Origin of the sequence: Pseudactinotalea sp. Z1739 (genome assembly GCF_049725055.1) — a bacterium.
In the GTDB taxonomy this organism is placed as follows: Bacteria; Actinomycetota; Actinomycetes; order Actinomycetales; family Beutenbergiaceae; genus CALKWS01.
Genome location: NZ_JBMPQA010000013.1, coordinates 67,410 through 88,219, shown reverse-complemented (window position 1 = coordinate 88,219; position 20,810 = coordinate 67,410). Strand labels below are relative to the sequence as shown.

Genomic DNA, 20,810 nt, shown 5'->3' with positions numbered 1-20,810 from the left:
TGCCGAGCCACAACATGACTGAACTCATCCTTGCCCTGGCGCCCTTCGCCGTCGTCCTCGGGATGCTCGCCGTCCGGATCCCCGCCCTCTGGGCCGGTGTCGCCGGGCTCGCGGTCGCCCTGCTCGGCGGTTCCACCGTCTTCGCGCCCACGGGTGAGGCAGTGGCGGCGACGGCGGCCCAGATGGGCCCGACCGTGCTCGCGGTGGCGCTGATCATCCTGGGCGGGTTGGGGCTGGCCGAGGCGATGGCCCGCAGCGGCGGGCAGGACGCCATCGCCGACTGGCTCGATCGCGCGGAGGCCGGCCAGGACCGCACCGTGTCGCTGCTGCTCCTGGTCTACGGGCTCACCCCGTTCCTGGAGGCTGTCACAGGGTTCGGGATCGGGCTGGTGATCTCCGCACCGCTGCTGATCAGGCACGGACTGGCACCGGTGCGGGCGGTGACGGTGGGGCTGCTCGGCATGGTCACCGCGCCCTGGGGATCGCTGGCCCCGGGCATGCTGGTGGCCTCCCGACTGGGTGGGGTGGACTTCGCCGACCTCGGTGTGTGGTCGGCCCTGCTGAGCCTTCCGGTGCTGGTGGTGAGCATGGTCGGGGTGCTGGCCCTGGCCGGTGGTCGGGTCGGTGCACGGCGGGTGGTGCTCGCCGCCGTCGTGGTGGCGCTTCAGTGGGCGGGCCTGATCGGGGCGAGCCTGCTGGTGGGTCCGCCGCTGACCGGTGTGCTGACCGCGCTGGTGGTGATCGTGGTGCTGCTTGTCCTGACCCGCATCAGCTACGGGCCGCTCCCGGCGATCACCACCCGGCTGCGCAGGGGCGTGCGGCCCTACCTGCTGCTGGTCGGCGGGATCCTGGTGACCACCGCCGCGCTGGCGATCGCGGGGGATCCGGCGGGACTGGCGTGGCTGTCCAGTCCGGCGCTGTGGCTGGTGGCCTCCGCGATGCTGGCTCCGGTGCTGCTCGGGATCCCGAGGGTGGAGCGCCCGGCGATGGCGATCCAGGTGCTGAGGCGCTGGCTGCGCCCCGGTGGCACGGCGGTGATGTTCCTGGCGTTGGGCATCGTGATGGCTGTCACCGGGATGGCCGACTACCTGGCGGTCACTGCCGCACAGATGGGGATCGGATTTCTCGCGACGATCCCCGCCATCGGGGCCCTGGGTGGTTACCTGACCGGCTCCAACACCGGTTCGGCCGCCATGTTCTCCACCGCCACCACCACGGCCGCCCTCGGGCTGGACACCAGCCCGATAGTCCCCCTGGCGGCCCAGAACGTGGCCGCGTCTTTCGGGATGAACGCCTCACCCGCACGGATCGCGCTCGCCACGGCGGTTGCGCTGCCTGCCGGGGAGCGGTTCCCCGCGCGCTACGTCGCGGTGCTGGCAGGGGCGATCACGGTGGCCGTGGCGATCCTGGGGGCCGCGACGCTGCTGATCGGATGAGCGCGCGTGCGACCCTATTGGTCGGTGACTTCGGGCGGATCGTCCGGCAGCGGTCCGCTCCGACGGTTGGGGGTGCCACCGTGCGTCAGGTAGTACAGTCCCACCGCCACCAGCGTGATCGCCGCCATCACCAGGTACATCGGTGAATACCCCAGGTAGGCCACCGCGAAGCCCAGCAGGATCGGGCCCAGGCCGGTGCCGATGTCCAGCATCAGGAAGAACGTCGCGGTGGCGACCCCCACCCGGTCCCGTGGGGCCAGCGTCACCGCGATGGCCTGCATCGAACTCATCAGGGTGCCGAATCCGAGCGCGAGGAACACCGCACCGAGCAGTAGCACCGCCGGCGTGCGCGCGACGCTGATCACGGCCAGGGCTACCGCGAGGGAGAGCAGCGACGGGTAGATGATGGTGTTGTCCCCGCGGGAATCGTGCAGGCGTCCGGCGAAGGGCCGCACCAGGAGCACCGACGCGGAGTAGACCACGAAGAAGACCGTGGTCATCTCCTCCATCCCCAGCGATGGGGTGTACAGGCTCATGTACGTCATCACCGAGGAGAAGGCCGCCCCGGCCACCAGCATCACCGAGGCCACCGGGATCACGGTCGGCTCCAGCAGGGACCGTAGCACCGGGCCTACCGAGCGTCGCCGTGCCCGCGGGCGCGGGCGAGGGGCTGGGGCGGCCGGACTGGGCAGCCGCAGCAGCAACGAGAGGCTGAATGCCAGCACCGCCAGCCCGGTGAAGACGGCGAACAGGACCTGTGGGCCCGGTCCCATCAGCACCGGTACCCCGTACAGCGGGCCGACCGCGCCGGCGATCACGCCGCTCATCCCGAAGTAGCCGGTGCCCTCGGAGCGGCGCCGTGGCGGCAGCAGGGAAATGACCGAGGCCGCCATCGCGGTGTTGACCAGCCCGAAGGCCATCCCGTGCAGCACCCGCACCACCAGCAGCAGGGCCAGGGTGTCGGCGAGGAAGTACAGCGCCAGTGCGCCCACCTGCAGACCGATCCCGACGACGACGATGCGCCGCCGTCCGAGCACGTCCAGGTATCGCCCCGCAAAGGGCCGGGTGAGCAGCGCGCCGACCACGAAGATGCTCGCCACCGCGCCCGCCTGCGGTTCGGTCGCGCCCAGTTCCCGGACGGCGTAGGGGGCCATCGTGACGATGGAGGCCATGAACACCATCGCCAGCAGCAGGTTCGTGCTTGTGGCCAGGGTGAAGTCGCGCGTCCAGATCGGTGGCTGCCCGCCGCGGGCTCGTGGGGTCCGGGGCGTGGGCATGGATCCTCTCTTGCAGGCGTGACGTCCAGGGCATGCTACGCCGCGGCCCGGTGATCCCGCGCGCCGCGTTCACCAGGTGAGCGGGCGGGGCGGTTCCGCTTCTCCGGCCACCCCGGCCCGCCGTCGTCGGGCCTCACCTTCGGTGGGGGAGGCTCACCCGGGTGGGTGCGCACGCACTGGCGGGTGCACGCAGGCCCTGGTGGGCCTCACATCGGGTAGCGCAGCAGCGCCGCGACGGGTCCGTCCCCGGGGATGTCCTCGGCCCGTACCGCCAGCACCCTGGCGCCGGTGCGTAGGGCGCGCCGGGCGATCTCGTCCGCCACGCCGTAGTCCAGGGCATCGGGGGAGGCGGAGAGCGTCAGCGCGCCGTCGGCCTCGTCCAGGAACCCGCCCTGGTGGCTGTCGATGTCCACCAGCAGGGTGTCCACGGCCCCGAACGTGGCGGCCCGGGCCACCTGCTGGGTGTCCAGCGCCACGCGCTCGCGCGGGTAGTCCTCGTTCAGATCCTGCGCGACGGCGGCGATCTCGTCAGCGTAGAGCCGGTCCATGATCGTCCGCGCCGCCTCCGCAAGGGCGGCGTCGTCGAGCTGATCCGGGTTCCCTTCGATGCCCTGGCCGGCCAGGTTCGTGGAGCTGGAGACCGACCGGTAGATGCTGGCCAGCGGTTCGGCCGCGGCCAGGATCAACGGCACGCGCACGTCGGGAAGCAGCGGGCGCAGAGCGCGATCGACCATGCGGGCGTACTGGGTGAGCCGGACCCGCTCGGTGTCCCCGGAGGACATCCGGGCGAAGGATTGGCGGTTCGGGTCATCGGTGCCGCCGACGGCGTCCTCGAGGCTCTCGGGCAACTCGTCCACCGAGACCTCGAACGCGGGGGAGTCCGCGGTGATCTCCACCAACCGGGCGGCGTTCGCCGACAACGCCAGCACGAACGCAGTGTGCGGGAAGGTGACTGCGCGCAGGATCGGCTTGATGTGGAAGCGGTCGGAAACCTCCTGGACACTCGTCAGTCTGCTCGGCAGGCGGAAGGTGTGGGTCTCGGAGGCAGTGAGGAAGATCGCCAGGGAGTTGGACAGGTAGTTCCAGAACGACGCATCGGCGCGCAGCGCCTCGGCGTGTTCGGTGATCGCCTCGATCTGGCGCCGCTCCACCCCGGCTTCACTCAACTGGTTGGCGGCATCGCTCATCGCGTTGCGCAATTCGATGCGGGCGCCCTCATTGTCCGCGCTGACCGGTGAGGTCTGCAGGTAGATCGACACACAGGGCTCGTCGCGTACGGCGGCGAGCCGCTCGATGTCGGCCGAGGTGGGGATGTCGGTGTGCAGGGCCATAGGGGCCTCCTCCTTGACTGGGACGGAATGGGGCGTGCGTACGCGTCACCCCGGGTGGTATGCCACCAGCCTATGGAGGGATACCGGTGCCGGTAGAGGGCCTTGGTCCCATGCGGGTGCCCCTACCGAGCGGGGTCGGCCGCGTCTCGATCGTGTCCGTGGCGTGTTGCCCGGGACCGCGTCACAGGTAGGTCTGCACCTCGGCGTCGCTGCGAAGATCATCCACGTGGGCTCCGACGGCCTCGGAGCGGTTCTGGTTACGCACCTGAGCCTCCAGTTCCGGGCGGATCTCCTCCAGTTCGTAGCCGTTCTCCTCGTCCTCACCCAGACCCATGGACTCGTAGAGTTCGACGACCTCCTCGTCGGTGGGTTCGTCGACCTCGATGTCGTTCTCGACCAGTTCCTGGACCAGCAGCTGGGTCTGGGCATCGTCCCGGACCTGTTCCTCGGTGACGCCCTGTTCGGCGTAGACGCCCAGCAACTCCTCCACCGACTCCATCTGGTTGGATGTGGCGGTCTGCTCCAGGAGGGCCTCGACGTCCTCCTCGCTGGCCTCGTATCCGCGCTCATGGGCATCCTGGACCAGCAGTTCGCTGTCGACCATGGAGTTCAACGTCTGGGACTTCAACTCGTCCTGGTCGACCTCCTGCCCGGACGCCTGGGACTCCATCGCCATCTGCTGGAACTGCATCTGGTACAGCGTGACGAATTCGTCGCCGGCGATGTCGGTGCCGTTCACGGTGGCGACCACGTCGGGGACGTCCGCGACATCGGGTTCGGGCATCTCCGGCATCTCGGGCATGCCGTCCTGCTCTTCCACTCCCGGTGCCTCGGCATCCTCGGGACCGGGGTCCTGCGGGGCGGATTCGCTGCACGCGGCCAGGGCGATCAGGGCGGCAGCGGTGGCAGCGGTGGCCAGCAGTTTCCTCGTCACAGTGCGAGTTCCTTTCAGAGAGGACGGACCGGGCACCGTAACACGCACAGATCGCCGAACCCCAGGCCTCACGCTGGGGCCGGGGTGGTGGGATTGGTCACGCCGCCGGCGGTGGTCGCAGGGCGCGGCGGTCAGTAGCGCCCGATCAGGATCCCACCGGGCGGGTTCGGCGAACTGAGGTTCGCGCGGGGCCCGAGGGCCGCCTGACTCCGCAGATGCGACCACACCCGCTCCCCGCACGTGACGGCCAGGTGCTCTCGTTCCCGCGCCCGGTTCCGCGGGCCCTGGTCCCACATCTTGCGGGCGGCGCGCACACGCCGGCGTTCAGCACGCTTCGCCTTGCGATCCTTGGCCATGGTCGCCTCCCCGGCTCTGCCTGAGGTGCATGGTTCCTTGAACCGGCCTCACCGAGCGTCCACCAGGGTGAGACCGCCTGCCGTGGCCCGGGACCCTTCGGCGACCGAATGTCGGTGGTCGTTAGTACGGTTGTTCCATGGCCAACGACCAGACCATCGACGTCGGTACGGTGACGCAAGCGCCGTCGCTGCTGGCGCAGATGGCCCTGACCCTGGACGCCCTGGCCCAGGGGGAGTGGTGGCGTGTTCCCGAAGGTGACCTGGTGGAGGTGTTGGGTGCACTGGGCCGGGTACGGCACCAGTTGTCGCGGGCCGAGGTGCGCGCCACGGCCGAGGTGATCGACCGAGGGATTCCGCGCGACCGCTGCCTGACACCAGTGGATTACCTGACCCAGGCGCAAGCTCGGCAAGCGCCGATGCCCCCGGTGGGGCACGCCCTGATGACCGTGCGACTGGCCGAGGCGGTCCGGACGCTGAACGGTGGGCCCGGGTTGGGCACGGGGCCAGGTGGCGCGCAGGAGGAGGGTGGCGCCGTCGCCCAGCTTGATCCAGCGCAGGGCGGCGCCGCCGACGACGGGCTGGCCGAGCAGGACGGCGGGCAGGCAAAGCAGGACGCGCCCCTGCGCGGCACGCTGGCCGCATTCGATCGGGCGGAGTTGGGCCCCTCGCGGGCGGCGGCGATCGTGCAGTTCCACGACGAGGTGGCTCCGCACTCACCCCCGGACGCGCTGGCCGCGGCGATGACGACGATCAATCAGGGCGCCACCGACACTTTCGGCCCACGCGGGCTGGCCCGGGATGCGTTGGGGATCGACCGGGATCCGGAGTCGGTGATCCGCAAGCACGGCTGGACCGACCGACAGCTGCGCGTAGTCCTGGGGACCTCGCGCAAGATCATCAAACCTGCCCGGGAGAAGGAGGAGTCCGAACGGCGTGGGCGAACCTTCCGCTCCCTGCACTCCCTCCCGGTGGGTGAGGACCTGACGGAGTACCGACTCGTCGTCGAGCCCGAAGGCGCGGCCGTTGTGGATGCGGCGATCTCTGCGTTGTCGGCGCCCGAGAAGGACGACGACGGCGCCGCCGATCCGCGAACGCCCGCCCAACGGCGAGCCGACGCGCTCCTGACGATCGTCCGGCGCGGTGTCTCCGCTCCGGAGGGCGTCTCGCAGACCACCAAGGCGCAGGTGATGGTGACGATTCCGCTCACCGCGCTGACCGAGGGCGTCGATGGTGCGGGTATCACCATGACCGGACAAGTGCTCTCCCCGACGACGGTGCGACGGCTGGCCTGCGATGGTTCCATCATTCCGGCCGTGCTCGGCACCGAGGGTCAGATCCTCGAGATGGGGCACGACAAGAGGTTGTTCACCCCTGGACAGCATCGGGCGCTGTGGCATCGTGACAAGCACTGCTCGTACCCGGGTTGCACGATTCCTCCGCAATGGTGCGATGCTCACCACGTCCGGCATTGGGCCGATGGCGGCCCGACCGACATGGACAACGGCGCGCTCCTCTGCGGGCGCCACCACACCTATGTGCACGCGAACGATGTCACGGCCACCGTGACGTCCGCCGGGGTCACCTGGCACACCTGACTACCCCGCCCCGCACCCGGCCGCCCGCGGCTGGGTCCCAGGCCTGCCCGGTGCGGCTAAGCCCGGTGTTGCGGTGGCGGTGCGGCCGGTGGGTATGGCGGTGCCGGTGCGGCCGGTGGGTATGGCGGTGGACCCTGGTGCTGCACGGGGACCTGGTGTGTTGCTGGGGTCTGCGGGTCGGGGCTCGCAGGATAGTAGGGGTGCTGGTGGGGCGGGTGCTGCACCGGCGCTGCCTGCGGGGGTTGGTAGTGGGGGACAGGGGCAGGTGGTGGCGTCGTCGATGCTCCGGGTCGTTGCGGCGCCTGGTACTGGGCGGACTCTGGTGGAGGGGGAACGTGGTGCTGCCCCGGTGCCGGGTACTGCGGCGAAACCTGATGGTGCGATCCGGGGGGCGTGGGTCCCGGTCCGGACGCCGGGGGGCGGCGGGAACCGATCAATCGGGCGAGCAGGCGTTCCAGCGGTCCTTGGCCCAAGGTCTTCTGCCAGATGATGGCGAATGCCAGGCTGGCCAGCACCAACCAGATCAGCGGCCAGTTCGAGACCGGGTACCAGACCGCGTCGGTGCCCAGGATGGCGATATAGACGATGTGCAGGCTGTAGATCGTCAGCGACATCGCCCCGACGGCGTTCAGGGGAGCGGCGATCACGCGCAGCGGTGCCAGGGACATCGCGAGCAGGCAGAGGCCCAGCAGTGCCACGGCGAAGCCTGCGTTGCCCAGCATCTCCGGGGTCGAGTTGGCATGCGGCTCGATGGTGATCAGGTCGAAGGCGATCGTGCCCTCCCGTCCGACCAGAGCGCCTTCGGCGAACGCTCCGGCGCCGTAGCCCAGCGCGGCGACCACGGACCCGATACCAAGGAGGGCGGTAGCCACCCTCGGGGAGCGCAGGTCGGTCTTGCCCACCGCTACGCCCACCAGGATGTAGGCCAACCAGGTGATCGCCGGGTAGTAGCCGGACCACACCTCGGCCAAGCCGGGAAGCAGCGCCAGTTCGTGCACCGGGCCGGCTTCACCGTGGAAAGCGTGCCGGGTCAGGACCAGGATCTGCGGTCCGATCGCGAGCACGATACCGGCGCACCCGAGCACCGCCACGGCGCTCATTCGTAGGAACGGCACAGCCACGACGAACAACACCGCGTAGGCGGGCAGGATCACCGCCACCGGGGTGCCCAGGAACACCAGGCCGTAGCCGAGGAGGTACAGGATCAGGGCCCGGCGCAGGATCCGACCGCGCTGGAAGGCGAACCTGGCCGGGTCGTCCTGGGCGCGGCGGGTCATGAAGACCAGTCCGATCCCGGCCAGCATCGCGAACAGCGCCGAGGGCCGCCCGTCGCCCAGGAAGAACCAGCCGGTGGTGGTCCAGATCTCGCTGTGGCGCTCCATCCCCAGGTGCGCCACGAACATGCCCAGCACCGCCAGCCCGCGGGCGGTGTCGACCCCTACGATGCGCGTGCGCGCTCTCGTCTGCATCCGCCCACGGTACCGACTGCGCATGGCGCGGCGAGACCGGGCATGCGCCCGTGAGCCCGGCGATCTGCGGATCCGGTCTCACCGCACCCGACCGGGATCGGGTGGTGGACGGGCGGCTGGGGGCGGCGTGTGCACGAAGAGCCGCGCGGGCTATGCGGGCTGCGCGGGTTATGCGGGCTGCGCGGCTATGCGGGCTGCGCGGCGCATGCGGGCTGCGCGGGCTATGCGGGCTGCGCGGGTCAGGCGGGTCCCATGCGGGCTGGTGGGGGGCTCCGGCGGTGGCAGTAGGGTGAGGATCATGCAGATCGCACGGTTCGCCCTCGGTGATGACCCGCGCTATGGCGTGGTCGACGACAACGACCTGGTGGTGCTCTCCGGCGACCCGCTGTACACCCCGATCGACCCCACGGGCCAGCGGGTGCCGATCGACTCGGTACGGCTGCTCGCCCCGGTGATCCCCCGGTCGAAGGTGGTGGGGATCGGGCGCAACTACGCCGAGCACGCCGCCGAACTGGGCAACGAGGTGCCGCAGCGGCCGCTGGTGTTCCTCAAGCCGAACACCGCGGTTATCGGACCAGATGACCCGATCCTGCTGCCGTCCTACTCCAGCGAGGTGCATCACGAGGCCGAGCTCGCCGTCGTCATCTCCCGGATCTGCAAGGACGTGCCGGCCGAGCGCGCAGGCGATGTGATCTTCGGCTACACGGTGGCCAACGACGTCACCGCGCGCGATGTGCAGTCCGAGGACAAGACCTGGACCCGGGGCAAGATGTTCGATACCTCCTGCCCCCTCGGCCCGGTCATCACGATGGACCTGGACGTGGCAGACCTGCGGGTGCAGGCCCGGGTGGACGGTGAGTTGCGGCAGGACGGCTCAACCGCCCAGATGGTGCACAAGGTGCCGGAGCTGATCGCCTACGCCTCCTCGCTGTTCACCCTGCTGCCCGGCGACGTCCTGCTCACCGGAACCCCCGCGGGGGTCGGCCCGATCGAGGCCGGTCAGCGCGTGGAGGTGGAGGTCGAGGGCATCGGGACCCTGGCAAACCCGGTGATGCGGCGCTAGTCGCGGTCCTGCCACCTCGCCTGTGGACGTCGCCGGCGTGCTGCCGGTGTCGTCACGAGGCGTGCGATCTGGGCGCTGAGATGAGGATCTAGGCGGGGCGAGTTGCTCGATAGGGTGGGGGATCATGGCTACCCCAGACTTCGCAACCGGCGCCGATGTGCGTGTGCGGTTCTGCCCCTCACCCACCGGCACCCCGCACGTCGGCCTGATCCGCACCGCCCTGTTCAACTGGGCCTACGCCCGCCACCACGGCGGCAAGATCGTGTTCCGGATCGAGGACACCGACGCCGCCCGGGACAGCGAGGAGTCCTACCACCAGCTGCTCGACGCCTTGGGCTGGCTGGGCCTGGATTGGGATGAGGGCGTGGAGGTCGGCGGACCGCACGGGCCCTACCGGCAGTCGCAGCGGATGGACATCTACTCCGACGTTGCCGCCCAACTGCTTGCCGCCGGGCACGCCTATGAGTCCTTCTCCACCGCGGAGGAGATCGAGGAGCGCCACCGGGCGGCCGGGCGGGACCCCAAACTCGGCTATGACGGATTCGACCGCGACCTGACAGAGGAGCAGAAGCAGTCCTACCGCGACGCCGGCCGCACCCCGGTGCTGCGGATCCGGATGCCCGAAACCGACATCGTGGTGGACGACCTCATCCGCGGGCAGATCACCTTCGCGGCCGGCTCGGTCCCGGACTTCGTGATCGTGCGCGGCAACGGTCAGCCGTTGTACACCCTGGTCAACCCCCTCGACGACGCCCTGATGGGCATCACCCACGTGTTGCGCGGTGAGGACCTGCTCTCCTCCACCCCGCGCCAGGTGGTGCTGTGGCGGGCGCTGATCGACCTGGGGCTGGCGCAGGCGGTGCCGGCGTTCGGGCACATGCCGCTGGTGCGCGGTGAGGGCAACCGCAAACTGTCCAAACGCGATCCCGAGTCCAACCTGTTCACCCATCGTGAGCGGGGCTTCCTGCCCGAGGGGTTGCTGAACTACCTGGCCCTGCTGGGCTGGTCGATCGCACCGGACCGGGACATCTTCACCCGCGAGGAACTGGTGGCCGCTTTCGACATCGCCGACGTCAACCCCAACCCGGCGCGGTTCGATGTGAAGAAGGCCGAGGCCATCAACGCCGCCCACCTGCGGTTGCTCGACGAGACCGAGTTCGGCGCCCGGGTGGTGCCCTACCTGCACGAGGCCGGCTTGGTCGGCGCGGAGACCTGGGAGGGCCTCGACGAGGCTGAACAGCACCTGCTCACCCAGGCTGTTCCGCTGATCCAGGAGCGCATGGTGCTGCTGGGGGAGTCGGTGGGGATGCTCGGGTTCCTCTTCCGCACGCACGCCGACCTGCCCCGGGAGGAGGATGCGCTGAACGCCTTGCGTCCCGAGGCCGCTGACGTGCTCGATGCCGCCATCGCCGCGCTGGAGCCGAGCCAGGACTTCGGTGCCGGCCACACCCAGCACCTCCTGCGCGAGGCGATCGTGGAGGGCATGGGGATCAAGCCGCGGTTCGCCTTCACCCCGTTGCGGGTGGCGCTGTCCGGGCGGCGGGTCTCCCCGCCGCTGTTCGAGTCCATGGAGATCCTCGGCAAGGATGAGTCGCTCGCGCGGTTGCGCTCCCTGCGCACCGACCTGGATGACTAGCAGGCCCGACGGCGTGCGTGCGGATCCCGCGTTCGGTGCCGCGGGTGTTGGGTCGTCCCGGGCGGGTGACCCAGACCAGGGACACCAGGAAGGTCGGGGAGACCGGGAGCCTGCGGTGGCTGCAGCAGACCGACCCGGCGTCGAGGCCGTGCTGTTCGACGTCGATGACACCCTCGTGGACACCGCCGGGGCGTTCGCGGCGGCGATCGAGGCCGTCGCACAGGAGTACCTGCCCCACGTCGGTGCTGAGGAGCACGCCGAGATGCTGGCCCTGTGGCGTGCCGACGCCCGCGGCTACTACCGGCGCTTCACCCGCGGCGAGATCACGCACACCGAGCAGCGCCGGGCGCGTGCCGCCGAGCTTCACGAGGCATTCGGCGGTCCGCCCTTGCACGACGATGATGACCTGTTCGCGCGGTGGGATGCCCGCTACAACGAGGCCTTCGCGGCGGCCTGGCGCCCGTTCGACGACGCCCTGGCCTGCGTGCGCGAGGTGTCCGGCCGTGGCCTGGCCGTCGGCGCGGTGACCAACGCGCAGCGGGCGATGCAGGAGCAGAAGCTGCGTCGGTGCGGCCTGGCCGATGACGTGCCCCTGCTGGTCACCCTGGACACCTTCGGTGTGGGAAAGCCCGACCCGCGGGTCTTCACCGAGGCCTGCCGGCTGCTCGGCACCGACGCGGCCGCCACGGTCTACGTCGGCGACGAACTGGACCTCGACGCTCGTGCCGCCCGCGCCGCGGGCCTGCGTGGAGTGTGGTTGGACCGCCCCGGTCGACGGCGTGGGGGAGCCTTCGCCGAGGATCCCGAGGCGGCACGCGCGGAGGGCATCGAGGTGATCGCCGGCCTGTCCGAACTCACGGTGTTGCTGGAACCCTGACCGCAGGAACCCGGACGCAGAGCGAGCGCGGGTCCACGACCGGCGGGACGCGTCCGGGCCGATGCACTCGGTTCGTGGCTCGTCCGGCACTTGCCGCCCGGGCAGGGCGCTGCTCGGTCGGTCAGCGCACCTCGAATCCATGCAGGTTCTGGGCCTCGGCCTCCTGCGTCTCCACCTCGGTCACCTGGGCGTGCCGGGGTCCCTCGTGGGCCCAGTCGATCAACGTCTGCACGGCCTCGGCCGGACCCTGCACGTGTGCCTCGACGTTGCCGTCCGGGGTGTTTCGCACCCATCCGTCCACACCGAGTTGTTCGGCCCGGCACCGGCAGTTCTGGCGGTACACCACGCCCTGAACGTGGCCGCGGATCATCAGGTGACGGGCGATCTGATTCATTCGCCCATCCTGACCCATCCCGGCTGCCCGAGCACCTGCGCACGCCGCCGACAGGCTCCAGGACGCAGTCGCCGTCGGGCATGTGAGATCTCCCACCCCCACGGGTTTGGGCGCGGCCACCGGGCTCGGGTAGAGTTACCGGCTGGTAGGACGTCCGGGGTTGTTTCGGTGCGCGCGGGACACTCTGACGTCATACCCCCTTGGGGTATGGTGTAATCGGCAGCACGACTGATTCTGGTTCAGTTAGTCTAGGTTCGAGTCCTGGTACCCCAGCGCCGACGATGTGCAGAGCACCCCGTGTGCTCCGGTATGATCGTCGGGCTGCTCGGCCCCGTCGTCTAGTGGCCTAGGACGCCGCCCTCTCAAGGCGGTAACGCCGGTTCGAATCCGGTCGGGGCTACACGCGAGAACCCCTGGCGAAAGCCGGGGGTTCTCTGCTTTGTGGCCGGCTCGGGGCCGACGGCGTCCATGCCTCCGATGATTCACGGCGCTCCTGCCGGAGTCCCAGCGGGGTACGGCTGTGACCCACTCCGGCGCGTGCCCCGCAAACCCGCGCCGGCACCGGGCTACCCTCGGATCATGGTTTCGCCGGCGCCTGCCCGCGAGCACTGTGCGGTCGGGAGGAGGACGCAGTGATGGTCCAGCAGCACCCCAGGAGAACGGCATCGGTTCTCGTGGCCACCCTGACCGCCGTCGGGCTCTTCCTGGCCGGTTGCTCGTCTCCGACCGACGGCGAGGACGCCGACGCCGACGCCCCTGCCCCGGAGTTGACCGCCGCCGAGGCGCTGGCCGAGGCGATGGCCGGCGGGGACTTCTCCGAGGCCCCGATGGGCGCCGAGGAGCGCGAGATCGCCCAGGCTGACGTCGATGCGGCCCTTGCGCAGATGGAGGGCATCGACCGGGAGGTGGAGGTCAGTTGGGTCTCCAGCCCGTACGAGGAGGATGAGGGCCTGGCCGCCGATGCGGCGATGCGCTGGCACTGGAGCATGCCCGGCTCGGAGCAGACCTGGTCCTACCCGATCTCGGTGCACTTGTCCGCCGAGGACTCCGAGACCTGGCACGCCACCTGGTCCCGGGACCTGATCGCCCGTGAACTCGGTGAGAACGGGGTGTTCGTGGTCGAGCGAACCGATGCCGACCGGGGTGCCATTCTCGATGGTGACGGGGAGATCCTGGTGGCGGAGCGACCGGTCTTCCGGATCGGGATCGACAAGACGTTCATCGAGTCCGACGACTGGGCCGACGCCGCGCTGGCACTGGCCGAGGAACTGGACTTCTCCAACCCGCAGGCCTACGCCGACCGGGTCCTGGCCTACGGCCCGCGGGCGTTCGTGGACGCGGTGGTGATCCCCCAGGACAACCCTGAGGGCCTGGACCTGGACACCCTGCGCGCCCTGGACGGAGTGCACTTCGTCTCCGGGGTGCGCATCCAGGGCCCCACCGAGTCCTTCGCCCGCCCGGTGCTGGGCCGGGTGGGGGAGGCCACCGCCGAGATCATCGAGAACTCCGAGGGAAGCATCGAGGCCGGTGACATCATCGGACTGTCCGGCCTGCAGGCCCAGTACGAGGAGGTCCTGCGCGGCAGACCTGCCGTGGCCATCTCCGTCGTCGACGGCGCCCCGGTCTCCGACGCCGGCGAGGGTGCCAATGACGGCGAGGGTGCCGGCGAGGACGACGACGGCGCCGGTGGCGAGACCGATGGCGGGGGAACAGGCGCCGAAGCCGCCGGCGACGGGCAGCCCGAGGGCGCCGAGCCCACGCAGGTGTTCACCTTCGACGCGGGCGACGGCATCGATCTTGAGACCACCCTGGACGCCGACATGCAGGTCCTGGCCGAGAAGATCCTCGCCGAGGTGGAGCCGGCCAGTGCCCTGGTGGCGCTGCGGCCCTCCGACGGCCACGTCCTGGCGGTGGCCAGCGGCCCGGGATCGCAGGGCTGGTCCACCGCGACCCTGGGCCAGTACGCCCCCGGCTCGACCTTCAAGATGGTCACCGCTCTGGCCATGCTGCGCGAGGGGATGGAACTGGAGGACACCGTGCAGTGCCCCGAGACGCTCACGGTGGACGGGCGCACGTTCTCCAACAACCCGGGCTATCCGGACGAGATGCTCGGTGACATCACCATGACCGAGGCGATCGCGCACTCGTGCAACACCACGTTCCTGGCCCAGCACGACCGGATCGGTCCGGCCGATCTCGCCTCGGCCGCCACGGCGCTGGGACTGCTGGACTCCGGGGAGTTCGGGTATCCGCTGTTCCTGGGTTCGGTGCCACAGGAGGTGGGAGCCACCAACCACGCGGCGGCCATGATGGGTCAGGGCCAGGTGCTCGCTTCCCCGATGGGCATGGCGGTGGTCGCCGCGTCCTTGTCCGCCGGGCAGACGGTGCGTCCCACCCTGATCCGCAACCTTGCCGACCTCACCGCCGACCCTGCTGAGGGTGCCGAGGGCGATGACGTTCCCGAAGGGGGCGACACCCAGGATTCGAGTACCGACGGCGACGACGGCGGTGCTGACGACGAGGACGGCACCACCGGGGACGAGGGCGGCACCACCGGGGACGACGACGGCGCCACCGGGGACCAGGCCGGTGCCACCGGCGACGACGACGGAGCGGCCGGGGAGTCCGAGGAGGACGGAGCCACCGGGGTTCCCGGCGACGACGGTGACGGAACCGACGGCGGCGAGGGTGCCCAGGCCACCGAGACCTCCCCGCTGACTCATGAGGAAGCCGCTGTGCTGCGCCAGGCGATGCGCGCCGTCGTCGTCGATGGCACCACGCCGATGCTCGCCGATGTCGACGGCCCTCCGGTGGTGGCCAAGAGCGGCACCGCCGAGCACGGCAGCGGCGAAGCCATCCGTACCTGGGTAATCGCCATCCAGGGCGACCTGGCCGTGGCGGCCTTCGTCGAGGACGGGGAGTACGGGGCGGCCACCTCCGGTCCGCTGGTCGCAGAGTTCCTCGACGGCATCAACTGACCGACGTCAACGCATCCCCCACCTCGAGGTGTCCGCGCAGCCGGTCCCGTGCATCACGATCCGGACACAGATTGCGAAAGCGTTACCGCGTGTGTGCATAGCCGCTTATGCTGCGGAGCACCACACACCCCGTGGTGCAACAGAAGCAGTGACGTGGGGCGCTCCGGCGGCTTGGGTCTCGACCGACCCCGGCGCCACGCCCAGCCCGCATGAAAGCGTGACCTTCGAGAGGACGATGGAGTCATGACAGCAGTGAGAAGCAGACGACGGCTACGGTTTGCCACCGCGCTCGTGCTCGGGGCCGGGTTGGTCGTGGCAGGGTGTGCCCAGGATGCGCCCTCGGATGAACCGGAACCGGACAGTGGCGCCGAGGACGGTGCGGCCGACGGTGAGGAAACCTCCGGCGAGGACGTCGAACTGCGGATGTACTGGTGGGGCTCGGACCTGCGGCACCGGATCACCGAGGAGGCCATCCAGGCCTATGAGGCCGAGAACCCCGGTGTCACGGTTCAGGCCGAGTACGCCGACTGGTCGGCCTACTGGGATCGCTTGGCCACGATGACCGCCGGCGGGGACATGCCCGACATCATCCAGATGGACTTGCAGTTCCTGTCCGAGTACGCCGCCCGTGGCAGTCTGGCCGATCTGGAGAACCTCCCGATCGACTTCAGCGAATGGGATGAGGGCACGGTGGACAACGGGCGCACGCCCGACGGGCTGTTCGCTGCGGTCGCGGGGATCAACGCCCAGGTCGCCCTGCTCAACCCGGCGGTGTTCGAGGAGGCCGGCGTGGACCTGCCTGATGACACCACCTGGACGTGGGACGACTACCTCGAGATCGGCCAGCAGATCAGTGACTCGGGAGTCGGGTACGGCACGTCTCCGATCATCTCCGACCACGCTGCCGAGGCGTGGCTCAACCAGCGCGGGCTCAGTCTGTTCACCGACGACGGCGGGCTCGGGTTCGAGGCCGCCGACCTGGCCGAGTACTACGCCTACATCGAGGAACTCACCGAGAGCGGCGCAGCACCGGACCCGGCGACCCAGGCCGATGACATCTCGGCACCCTTGGACCAGTCCCTGTTCGGCACCGGGCAGAGTGCGATGAGTTTCTGGTGGAGTAACCAGTTGGCCGCGGTGGAGGACGCCTCCGGGACCGACATCGAGATCGCGCTGCGGCCCAGTTCCAACGCCGGGGACTCACCCAGCGGGACGTACTACAAGGCCTCAATGTTCTTCTCCATCGCCGAGACCAGCCCGCACCAGGAGGAGGCTGCCGCGTTCCTGGATTTCATGCTCAACAGCGAGGAGGCGGCTCCGATCGTCCTCGCCGAGCGGGGCATCGCGCCGAATCTGACGGTGCGTGAGGCGATGCTTGATGATCTCACCGAGGCCGACGTGCGGGTGTCGGAGTACATCGATGACATCGCCGACGTCGTGGACTCCCCGCCGCCGATCCCGCCCGAGGGCGGCAGCGTGGCTCAGGAACTGATCCAGCGGATCGGCCTTGAGGTGGTCTTCGGCCAGTCCACTCCGGAGGAGGCCGCCGAGTCGGCCTACGCCGAACTGTCCGACAGTGTGGTGGGGGGCTGAACCGCGGTTGATCGTGCGTGATCTGGCTTGATCACGTGTGAGGGGACCACCCCGGAGATCTCGGCGAGACCGAGGCTCCGGGGTGGTTCAACGAGCGCCCGGCGCCCGGTGTGCCTACGGTGGCGAACATGCGAGTAGTCATTGCAGGAGGGCACGGACAGATCGCCATGCATCTACTGCGCCGCCTCGTTGAGCGCGGTGATGCGCCAGTTGGCCTGGTTCGCAATCCCGATCATGTCGGCGACTTGGAGAGAATCGGCGCGCAGGCGCAGGTGCTGGACCTGGAGCAGACCGATGAGGCCTTGGTGGCCGACGCTCTCGCCGGCGCCGATGCTGCGGTTTTCGCCGCCGGGGCGGGCCCCGGGAGCGGAGCGGCTCGCAAGGACACGATGGACCGGGCCGGGGCCGAGTTGTTCGCCAGGGCTGCCGTCCGGGCCGGCGTGCGCCGGCACGTGCTGATCTCGGCGATGCGGGCCACGAGGGACCCCGGACCGGACGTGGAGGAGGTCTTCGCCGCCTACCTGCGCGCCAAGGGCGCCGCGGAGGAGGCGGTCCAGGCGATGGATCTGGACTGGACCATCCTGCGTCCGGGCATGCTGACCAACAATGAGGCCACCGGCCTGGTGGAACTTAGGTCCGCGGTGGCCCGGGGCGAGGTATCCCGTGCCGATGTGGCCGCAGTGATCGTCGCGTTGCTGGACAGCCCGGCCACCGCCGGGATGGTGCTGGAGGTCGTCGGCGGTCAGCAGCCCATCAAGGATGCCGTGGCCGAGTTGTTCGACACCACCCGGATCGAGCATCCCCGCTCGAAGCGCGGCTGAGTATGGACCTCAGGAGGCCGTAGCGGCGATCCCGCCGCCGCGGTTCAGTCCTCCGGGGTGGAGCGCAGCACGTCGGTGAGGCGGTTTGCGGCTGCCATCACCGCGTTGGCGTGCAGCCGGCCGGGCATGCGCGTCATCCGCTCCACCGGCCCGGAGATGGACACCGCGGCGATCACCCGGCCCGACGGTCCGCGCACCGGCGCGGAGACCGAGGCGACCCCGGCGTCACGTTCGGCAACCGACTGTGCCCAGCCACGTCGTCGGACCCCGGAGAGCACCGTGGCGGTGAACTTCGCGCCGTGCAGGCCTCGGTGCAACCGATCCGGTTCCTCCCAGGCCAGCAGGACCTGGGCGGCCGAGCCGGCCTCCATCGTCAGCGTGGCCCCCACCGGGATGGAGTCGCGCAACCCCATCTGCTTCTCCGCCGCGGCCACGCAGATGCGTTGATCACCCTGGCGGCGGAACAGTTGCGCGCTCTCGCCGCTGTGGTCACGTAGGGCGGTCAGCACCGATCCGGCTGCGGCGAGCAGCCGGTCCTCGCCCGCGGCCGAGGCCAGTTCGGCCAACCGGGGGCCCAGGATGAAGCGGCCCTGCATGTCCCGCGCGACCAGCCGGTGGTGCTCCAGGGCGACCGCCAGGCGGTGCGCGGTGGGGCGGGCCAGATGGGTGGAAGCGACCAGTTGCGCCAGGGTGGCGGGCCCGGCCTCCAGGGCACCGAGCACGGTGGCGGCTTTATCCAGCACGCCGACTCCGCTAGAGTTGTCCATAGGACGATACTGCCGTCTCGGGACGTGAGACGCAAGTCCCGCTGCGCGGCAGGGCGAGGATCCTGTGGTGAACCGGGCGGAACCGCCCGCTGGAAGAAGTGGAAGGTGATGGCGATGGCCGGAACTCTGGCTGAGAAGGTCTGGCGCGACCATGTGGTGCGCCGCGGCGATGCAGGGGCACCGGACCTGCTCTACATCGACCTGCACCTGGTGCACGAGGTGACCAGCCCGCAGGCGTTCGAGGGCCTGCGCCTGGCCGGGCGTCAGGTACGGCGCCCGGACCTGACCCTGGCGACCGAGGACCACAACACCCCCACCCTCGACATCGACCTGCCGATCGCCGACCCCACCTCGCGCACCCAGATCCAGACGCTGCGCAACAACGCCGAGGAGTTCGGGATCCGGCTGCACTCCCTGGGCGATGCCGATCAGGGCATCGTGCACGCCGTGGGGCCCCAGCTCGGTCTGACCCAGCCGGGCATGACGGTGGTCTGCGGTGACTCCCACACCTCCACCCACGGTGCCTTCGGTGCGCTGGCCTTCGGCATCGGTACCTCCGAGGTGGAGCACGTGCTGGCCACCCAGACCCTGCCACTGACGCCGTTCAAGACGATGTCGATCACCGTCAACGGCGAACTTCCCCCGGGCACCACGTCCAAGGACATCATCCTGGCGATCATCGCCAAGATCGGCACCGGCGGCGGTCAGGGCTACGTGCTGGAGTACCGCGGTGAGGCGATCCGCAACCTGTCCATGGAAGCGCGGATGACGGTCTGCAACATGTCGATCGAGGCCGGCGCACGTGCGGGCATGATCGCCCCGGATGAGACCACGTTCGCCTACCTCAAGGGCCGCCCGCACGCCCCCGAGGGTGCGGACTGGGACGCCGCGGTGGAGTACTGGAGGACGCTGCGCACCGATGACGACGCGACTTTCGACGCCGAGGTGGTGCTCGAGGCATCGGATCTGGAGCCGTTCGTGACCTGGGGCACCAACCCCGGTCAGGGGCTGCCGCTGTCCGCGTCGGTGCCGGTGCCCGAGGAGATCGCCGAGGACAACGAGCGCACCGCCGCCGAGCGGGCGATCGAGTACATGGACCTGGTGCCCGGGCGCCCGCTGCGGGAGGTCGCGGTGGACACGGTGTTCATCGGCTCGTGCACCAACGGCCGGATCGAGGACCTGCGCTCGGTGGCCAAGGTGATCAAGGGCCGCAAGAAGGCCGACGACGTGCGCGTCCTGGTCGTCCCTGCCTCGGCCCGCGTCCGGCTGCAGGCCGAGGCCGAGGGTCTGGATCAGATCTTCACCGACTTCGGCGCCGAGTGGCGCAACGCCGGTTGCTCGATGTGCCTGGGTATGAACCCCGACCAGCTCGCCCCCGGTGAGCGGGCGGCCTCCACCTCCAACCGCAACTTCGAGGGCCGCCAGGGCAAGGGTGGGCGCACCCATCTGGTCTCCCCGCTCGTGGCTGCGGCGACCGCGGTACGCGGCACCCTGTCTGCGGTGGCCGACCTGGAGTGGGACACCGAGGTGGATCTGACCAGTTTCGACGGCACCCCACTGGCGCCGTTGGACCCCAACGCGTTGATGCACGTCTGAGAGGGAGAACGATGGAGAAGTTCACGACGCACACCGGGATCGGCGTTCCCCTGCGGCGCAGCAACATCGACACCGACCAGATCATCCCGGCGGTCTACCTCAAGCGCGTGACCCGCACCGGGTTCGAGGACGCCTTGTTCGCCGCGTGGCGCAATGACCCCGAGTTCGTGCTCAACCACGAGGTCTACCGCTCCGGCTCCGTGCTGGTGGCCGGGCCGGACTTCGGCACCGGCTCCTCCCGCGAGCACGCGGTGTGGGCGCTGAAGGACTACGGCTTCCGGGTGGTGCTGGCGGCCAGGTTCGCCGACATCTTCCGCGGCAACTCCGGCAAGCAGGGCCTGCTGGCCGCCGAGGTCGCCCAGGAGGACATCGAACTGATCTGGAAGGCCCTCGAGGCCCAGCCCGGCCTGGAGATCACGGTGGACCTAGAGCAACGCACCGTGATCTGTGGCGACATCGTGGCGTCCTTCGCCATCGATGACTACACCCGCTGGCGGCTGATGGAGGGGCTCGATGACATCGGCCTGACCATGGGGCGCGAGGATGACATCGTCGCGTTCGAGGCCGAGCGCGCGGACTGGCGTCCCAAGACGCTGCCGGCCAAGCACCTGCCGAGCGTGCCGATCGAGGCAGCCCGCTCGGTGGGCTGATCGCGGCCCGGTAGCGAGCCGCATGACCTGAAGTGGT

General features: G+C 69.9%; 17 protein-coding genes and 2 tRNA genes. 12 read left to right on the top strand and 7 right to left on the bottom strand.

Going from position 1 to position 20,810, the window contains the following annotated elements; all coding sequences use genetic code 11:
- Window positions 1-14: 14 nt before the first annotated feature.
- Complete coding sequence (locus ACO0LV_RS15795; RefSeq protein ID WP_424788875.1) at window positions 15-1,436, top strand: L-lactate permease; 1,422 nt, start codon at window positions 15-17, stop codon at window positions 1,434-1,436.
- Between the two features lie 14 nt (window positions 1,437-1,450).
- On the opposite strand, the gene ACO0LV_RS15790 is transcribed toward ACO0LV_RS15795, so the two are convergent.
- From ACO0LV_RS15790 to ACO0LV_RS15775, 4 genes are all read right to left on the bottom strand, one after another.
- Window positions 1,451-2,713: an MFS transporter gene (locus tag ACO0LV_RS15790; RefSeq protein WP_424788874.1), complete on the bottom strand. Its 1,263-nt coding sequence runs from the start codon at window positions 2,711-2,713 to the stop codon at window positions 1,451-1,453.
- Window positions 2,714-2,919: 206 nt separating this feature from the next.
- Entirely contained in the window at window positions 2,920-4,044 is a 1,125-nt protein-coding gene (locus tag ACO0LV_RS15785) for a hypothetical protein (RefSeq protein ID WP_424788873.1), read from the bottom strand.
- 181 nt (window positions 4,045-4,225) lie between these two features.
- Window positions 4,226-4,978 carry a SurA N-terminal domain-containing protein gene (locus ACO0LV_RS15780; RefSeq protein WP_424788872.1) on the bottom strand — a complete coding sequence of 251 codons (753 nt, stop codon included), beginning with the start codon at window positions 4,976-4,978 and terminating at the stop codon, window positions 4,226-4,228.
- Between the two features lie 131 nt (window positions 4,979-5,109).
- Complete coding sequence (locus ACO0LV_RS15775; protein ID WP_424788871.1) at window positions 5,110-5,334, bottom strand: hypothetical protein; 225 nt, start codon at window positions 5,332-5,334, stop codon at window positions 5,110-5,112.
- 137 nt (window positions 5,335-5,471) lie between these two features.
- Between ACO0LV_RS15775 and ACO0LV_RS15770 the strand changes: the two genes are divergently transcribed.
- A complete protein-coding gene (locus ACO0LV_RS15770) occupies window positions 5,472-6,929 on the top strand; it encodes a DUF222 domain-containing protein (RefSeq protein ID WP_424788870.1) in 1,458 nt (485 codons plus the stop codon).
- A 56-nt stretch (window positions 6,930-6,985) separates the two neighbouring features.
- Here ACO0LV_RS15770 and ACO0LV_RS15765 read toward each other — a convergent pair whose 3' ends face one another.
- Window positions 6,986-8,398, bottom strand: coding sequence for a heparan-alpha-glucosaminide N-acetyltransferase domain-containing protein (locus tag ACO0LV_RS15765; protein ID WP_424788869.1), 1,413 nt, complete (start codon window positions 8,396-8,398; stop codon window positions 6,986-6,988).
- A 298-nt stretch (window positions 8,399-8,696) separates the two neighbouring features.
- On the opposite strand from ACO0LV_RS15765, the gene ACO0LV_RS15760 reads away from it, so the two are divergent.
- The 3 genes from ACO0LV_RS15760 to ACO0LV_RS15750 all read left to right on the top strand — a co-directional run bounded on the left by ACO0LV_RS15760 (window position 8,697) and on the right by ACO0LV_RS15750 (window position 11,974).
- A complete protein-coding gene (locus ACO0LV_RS15760) occupies window positions 8,697-9,461 on the top strand; it encodes a fumarylacetoacetate hydrolase family protein (RefSeq protein WP_424788868.1) in 765 nt (254 codons plus the stop codon).
- Between the two features lie 124 nt (window positions 9,462-9,585).
- Window positions 9,586-11,097, top strand: a complete 1,512-nt coding sequence (gene gltX / locus ACO0LV_RS15755) for a glutamate--tRNA ligase (RefSeq protein ID WP_424788867.1) — start codon at window positions 9,586-9,588, stop codon at window positions 11,095-11,097.
- A gap of 115 nt (window positions 11,098-11,212) precedes the next feature.
- Complete coding sequence (locus ACO0LV_RS15750; RefSeq protein ID WP_424788866.1) at window positions 11,213-11,974, top strand: HAD family hydrolase; 762 nt, start codon at window positions 11,213-11,215, stop codon at window positions 11,972-11,974.
- Between the two features lie 121 nt (window positions 11,975-12,095).
- On the opposite strand, the gene ACO0LV_RS15745 is transcribed toward ACO0LV_RS15750, so the two are convergent.
- Window positions 12,096-12,368, bottom strand: a complete 273-nt coding sequence (locus ACO0LV_RS15745) for an acylphosphatase (RefSeq protein ID WP_424788865.1) — start codon at window positions 12,366-12,368, stop codon at window positions 12,096-12,098.
- Window positions 12,369-12,569: 201 nt separating this feature from the next.
- Between ACO0LV_RS15745 and ACO0LV_RS15740 the strand changes: the two genes are divergently transcribed.
- The 5 genes from ACO0LV_RS15740 (at window position 12,570) to ACO0LV_RS15720 (ending at window position 17,760) form a co-directional block, all read left to right on the top strand.
- A tRNA-Gln gene (locus ACO0LV_RS15740) sits at window positions 12,570-12,641 on the top strand.
- 54 nt (window positions 12,642-12,695) lie between these two features.
- Window positions 12,696-12,768, top strand: a tRNA-Glu gene (locus ACO0LV_RS15735).
- 235 nt (window positions 12,769-13,003) lie between these two features.
- Window positions 13,004-15,346 carry a penicillin-binding transpeptidase domain-containing protein gene (locus ACO0LV_RS15730; RefSeq protein WP_424788864.1) on the top strand — a complete coding sequence of 781 codons (2,343 nt, stop codon included), beginning with the start codon at window positions 13,004-13,006 and terminating at the stop codon, window positions 15,344-15,346.
- Between the two features lie 243 nt (window positions 15,347-15,589).
- Window positions 15,590-16,939 (top strand): ABC transporter substrate-binding protein, encoded by a 1,350-nt coding sequence (locus tag ACO0LV_RS15725; RefSeq protein ID WP_424788863.1) that lies wholly within the window; start codon window positions 15,590-15,592, stop codon window positions 16,937-16,939.
- A gap of 128 nt (window positions 16,940-17,067) precedes the next feature.
- Entirely contained in the window at window positions 17,068-17,760 is a 693-nt protein-coding gene (locus tag ACO0LV_RS15720; RefSeq protein ID WP_424788862.1) for an NAD(P)H-binding protein, read from the top strand.
- 44 nt (window positions 17,761-17,804) lie between these two features.
- On the opposite strand, the gene ACO0LV_RS15715 is transcribed toward ACO0LV_RS15720, so the two are convergent.
- Window positions 17,805-18,527: an IclR family transcriptional regulator gene (locus tag ACO0LV_RS15715; RefSeq protein ID WP_424788861.1), complete on the bottom strand. Its 723-nt coding sequence runs from the start codon at window positions 18,525-18,527 to the stop codon at window positions 17,805-17,807.
- 114 nt (window positions 18,528-18,641) lie between these two features.
- Between ACO0LV_RS15715 and leuC the strand changes: the two genes are divergently transcribed.
- Both leuC and leuD read left to right on the top strand, forming a co-directional pair.
- Window positions 18,642-20,123, top strand: coding sequence for a 3-isopropylmalate dehydratase large subunit (gene leuC / locus ACO0LV_RS15710; protein WP_424788860.1), 1,482 nt, complete (start codon window positions 18,642-18,644; stop codon window positions 20,121-20,123).
- Window positions 20,124-20,134: 11 nt separating this feature from the next.
- Window positions 20,135-20,773 (top strand): 3-isopropylmalate dehydratase small subunit, encoded by a 639-nt coding sequence (gene leuD / locus ACO0LV_RS15705; RefSeq protein WP_424788859.1) that lies wholly within the window; start codon window positions 20,135-20,137, stop codon window positions 20,771-20,773.
- Window positions 20,774-20,810: the final 37 nt, after the last annotated feature.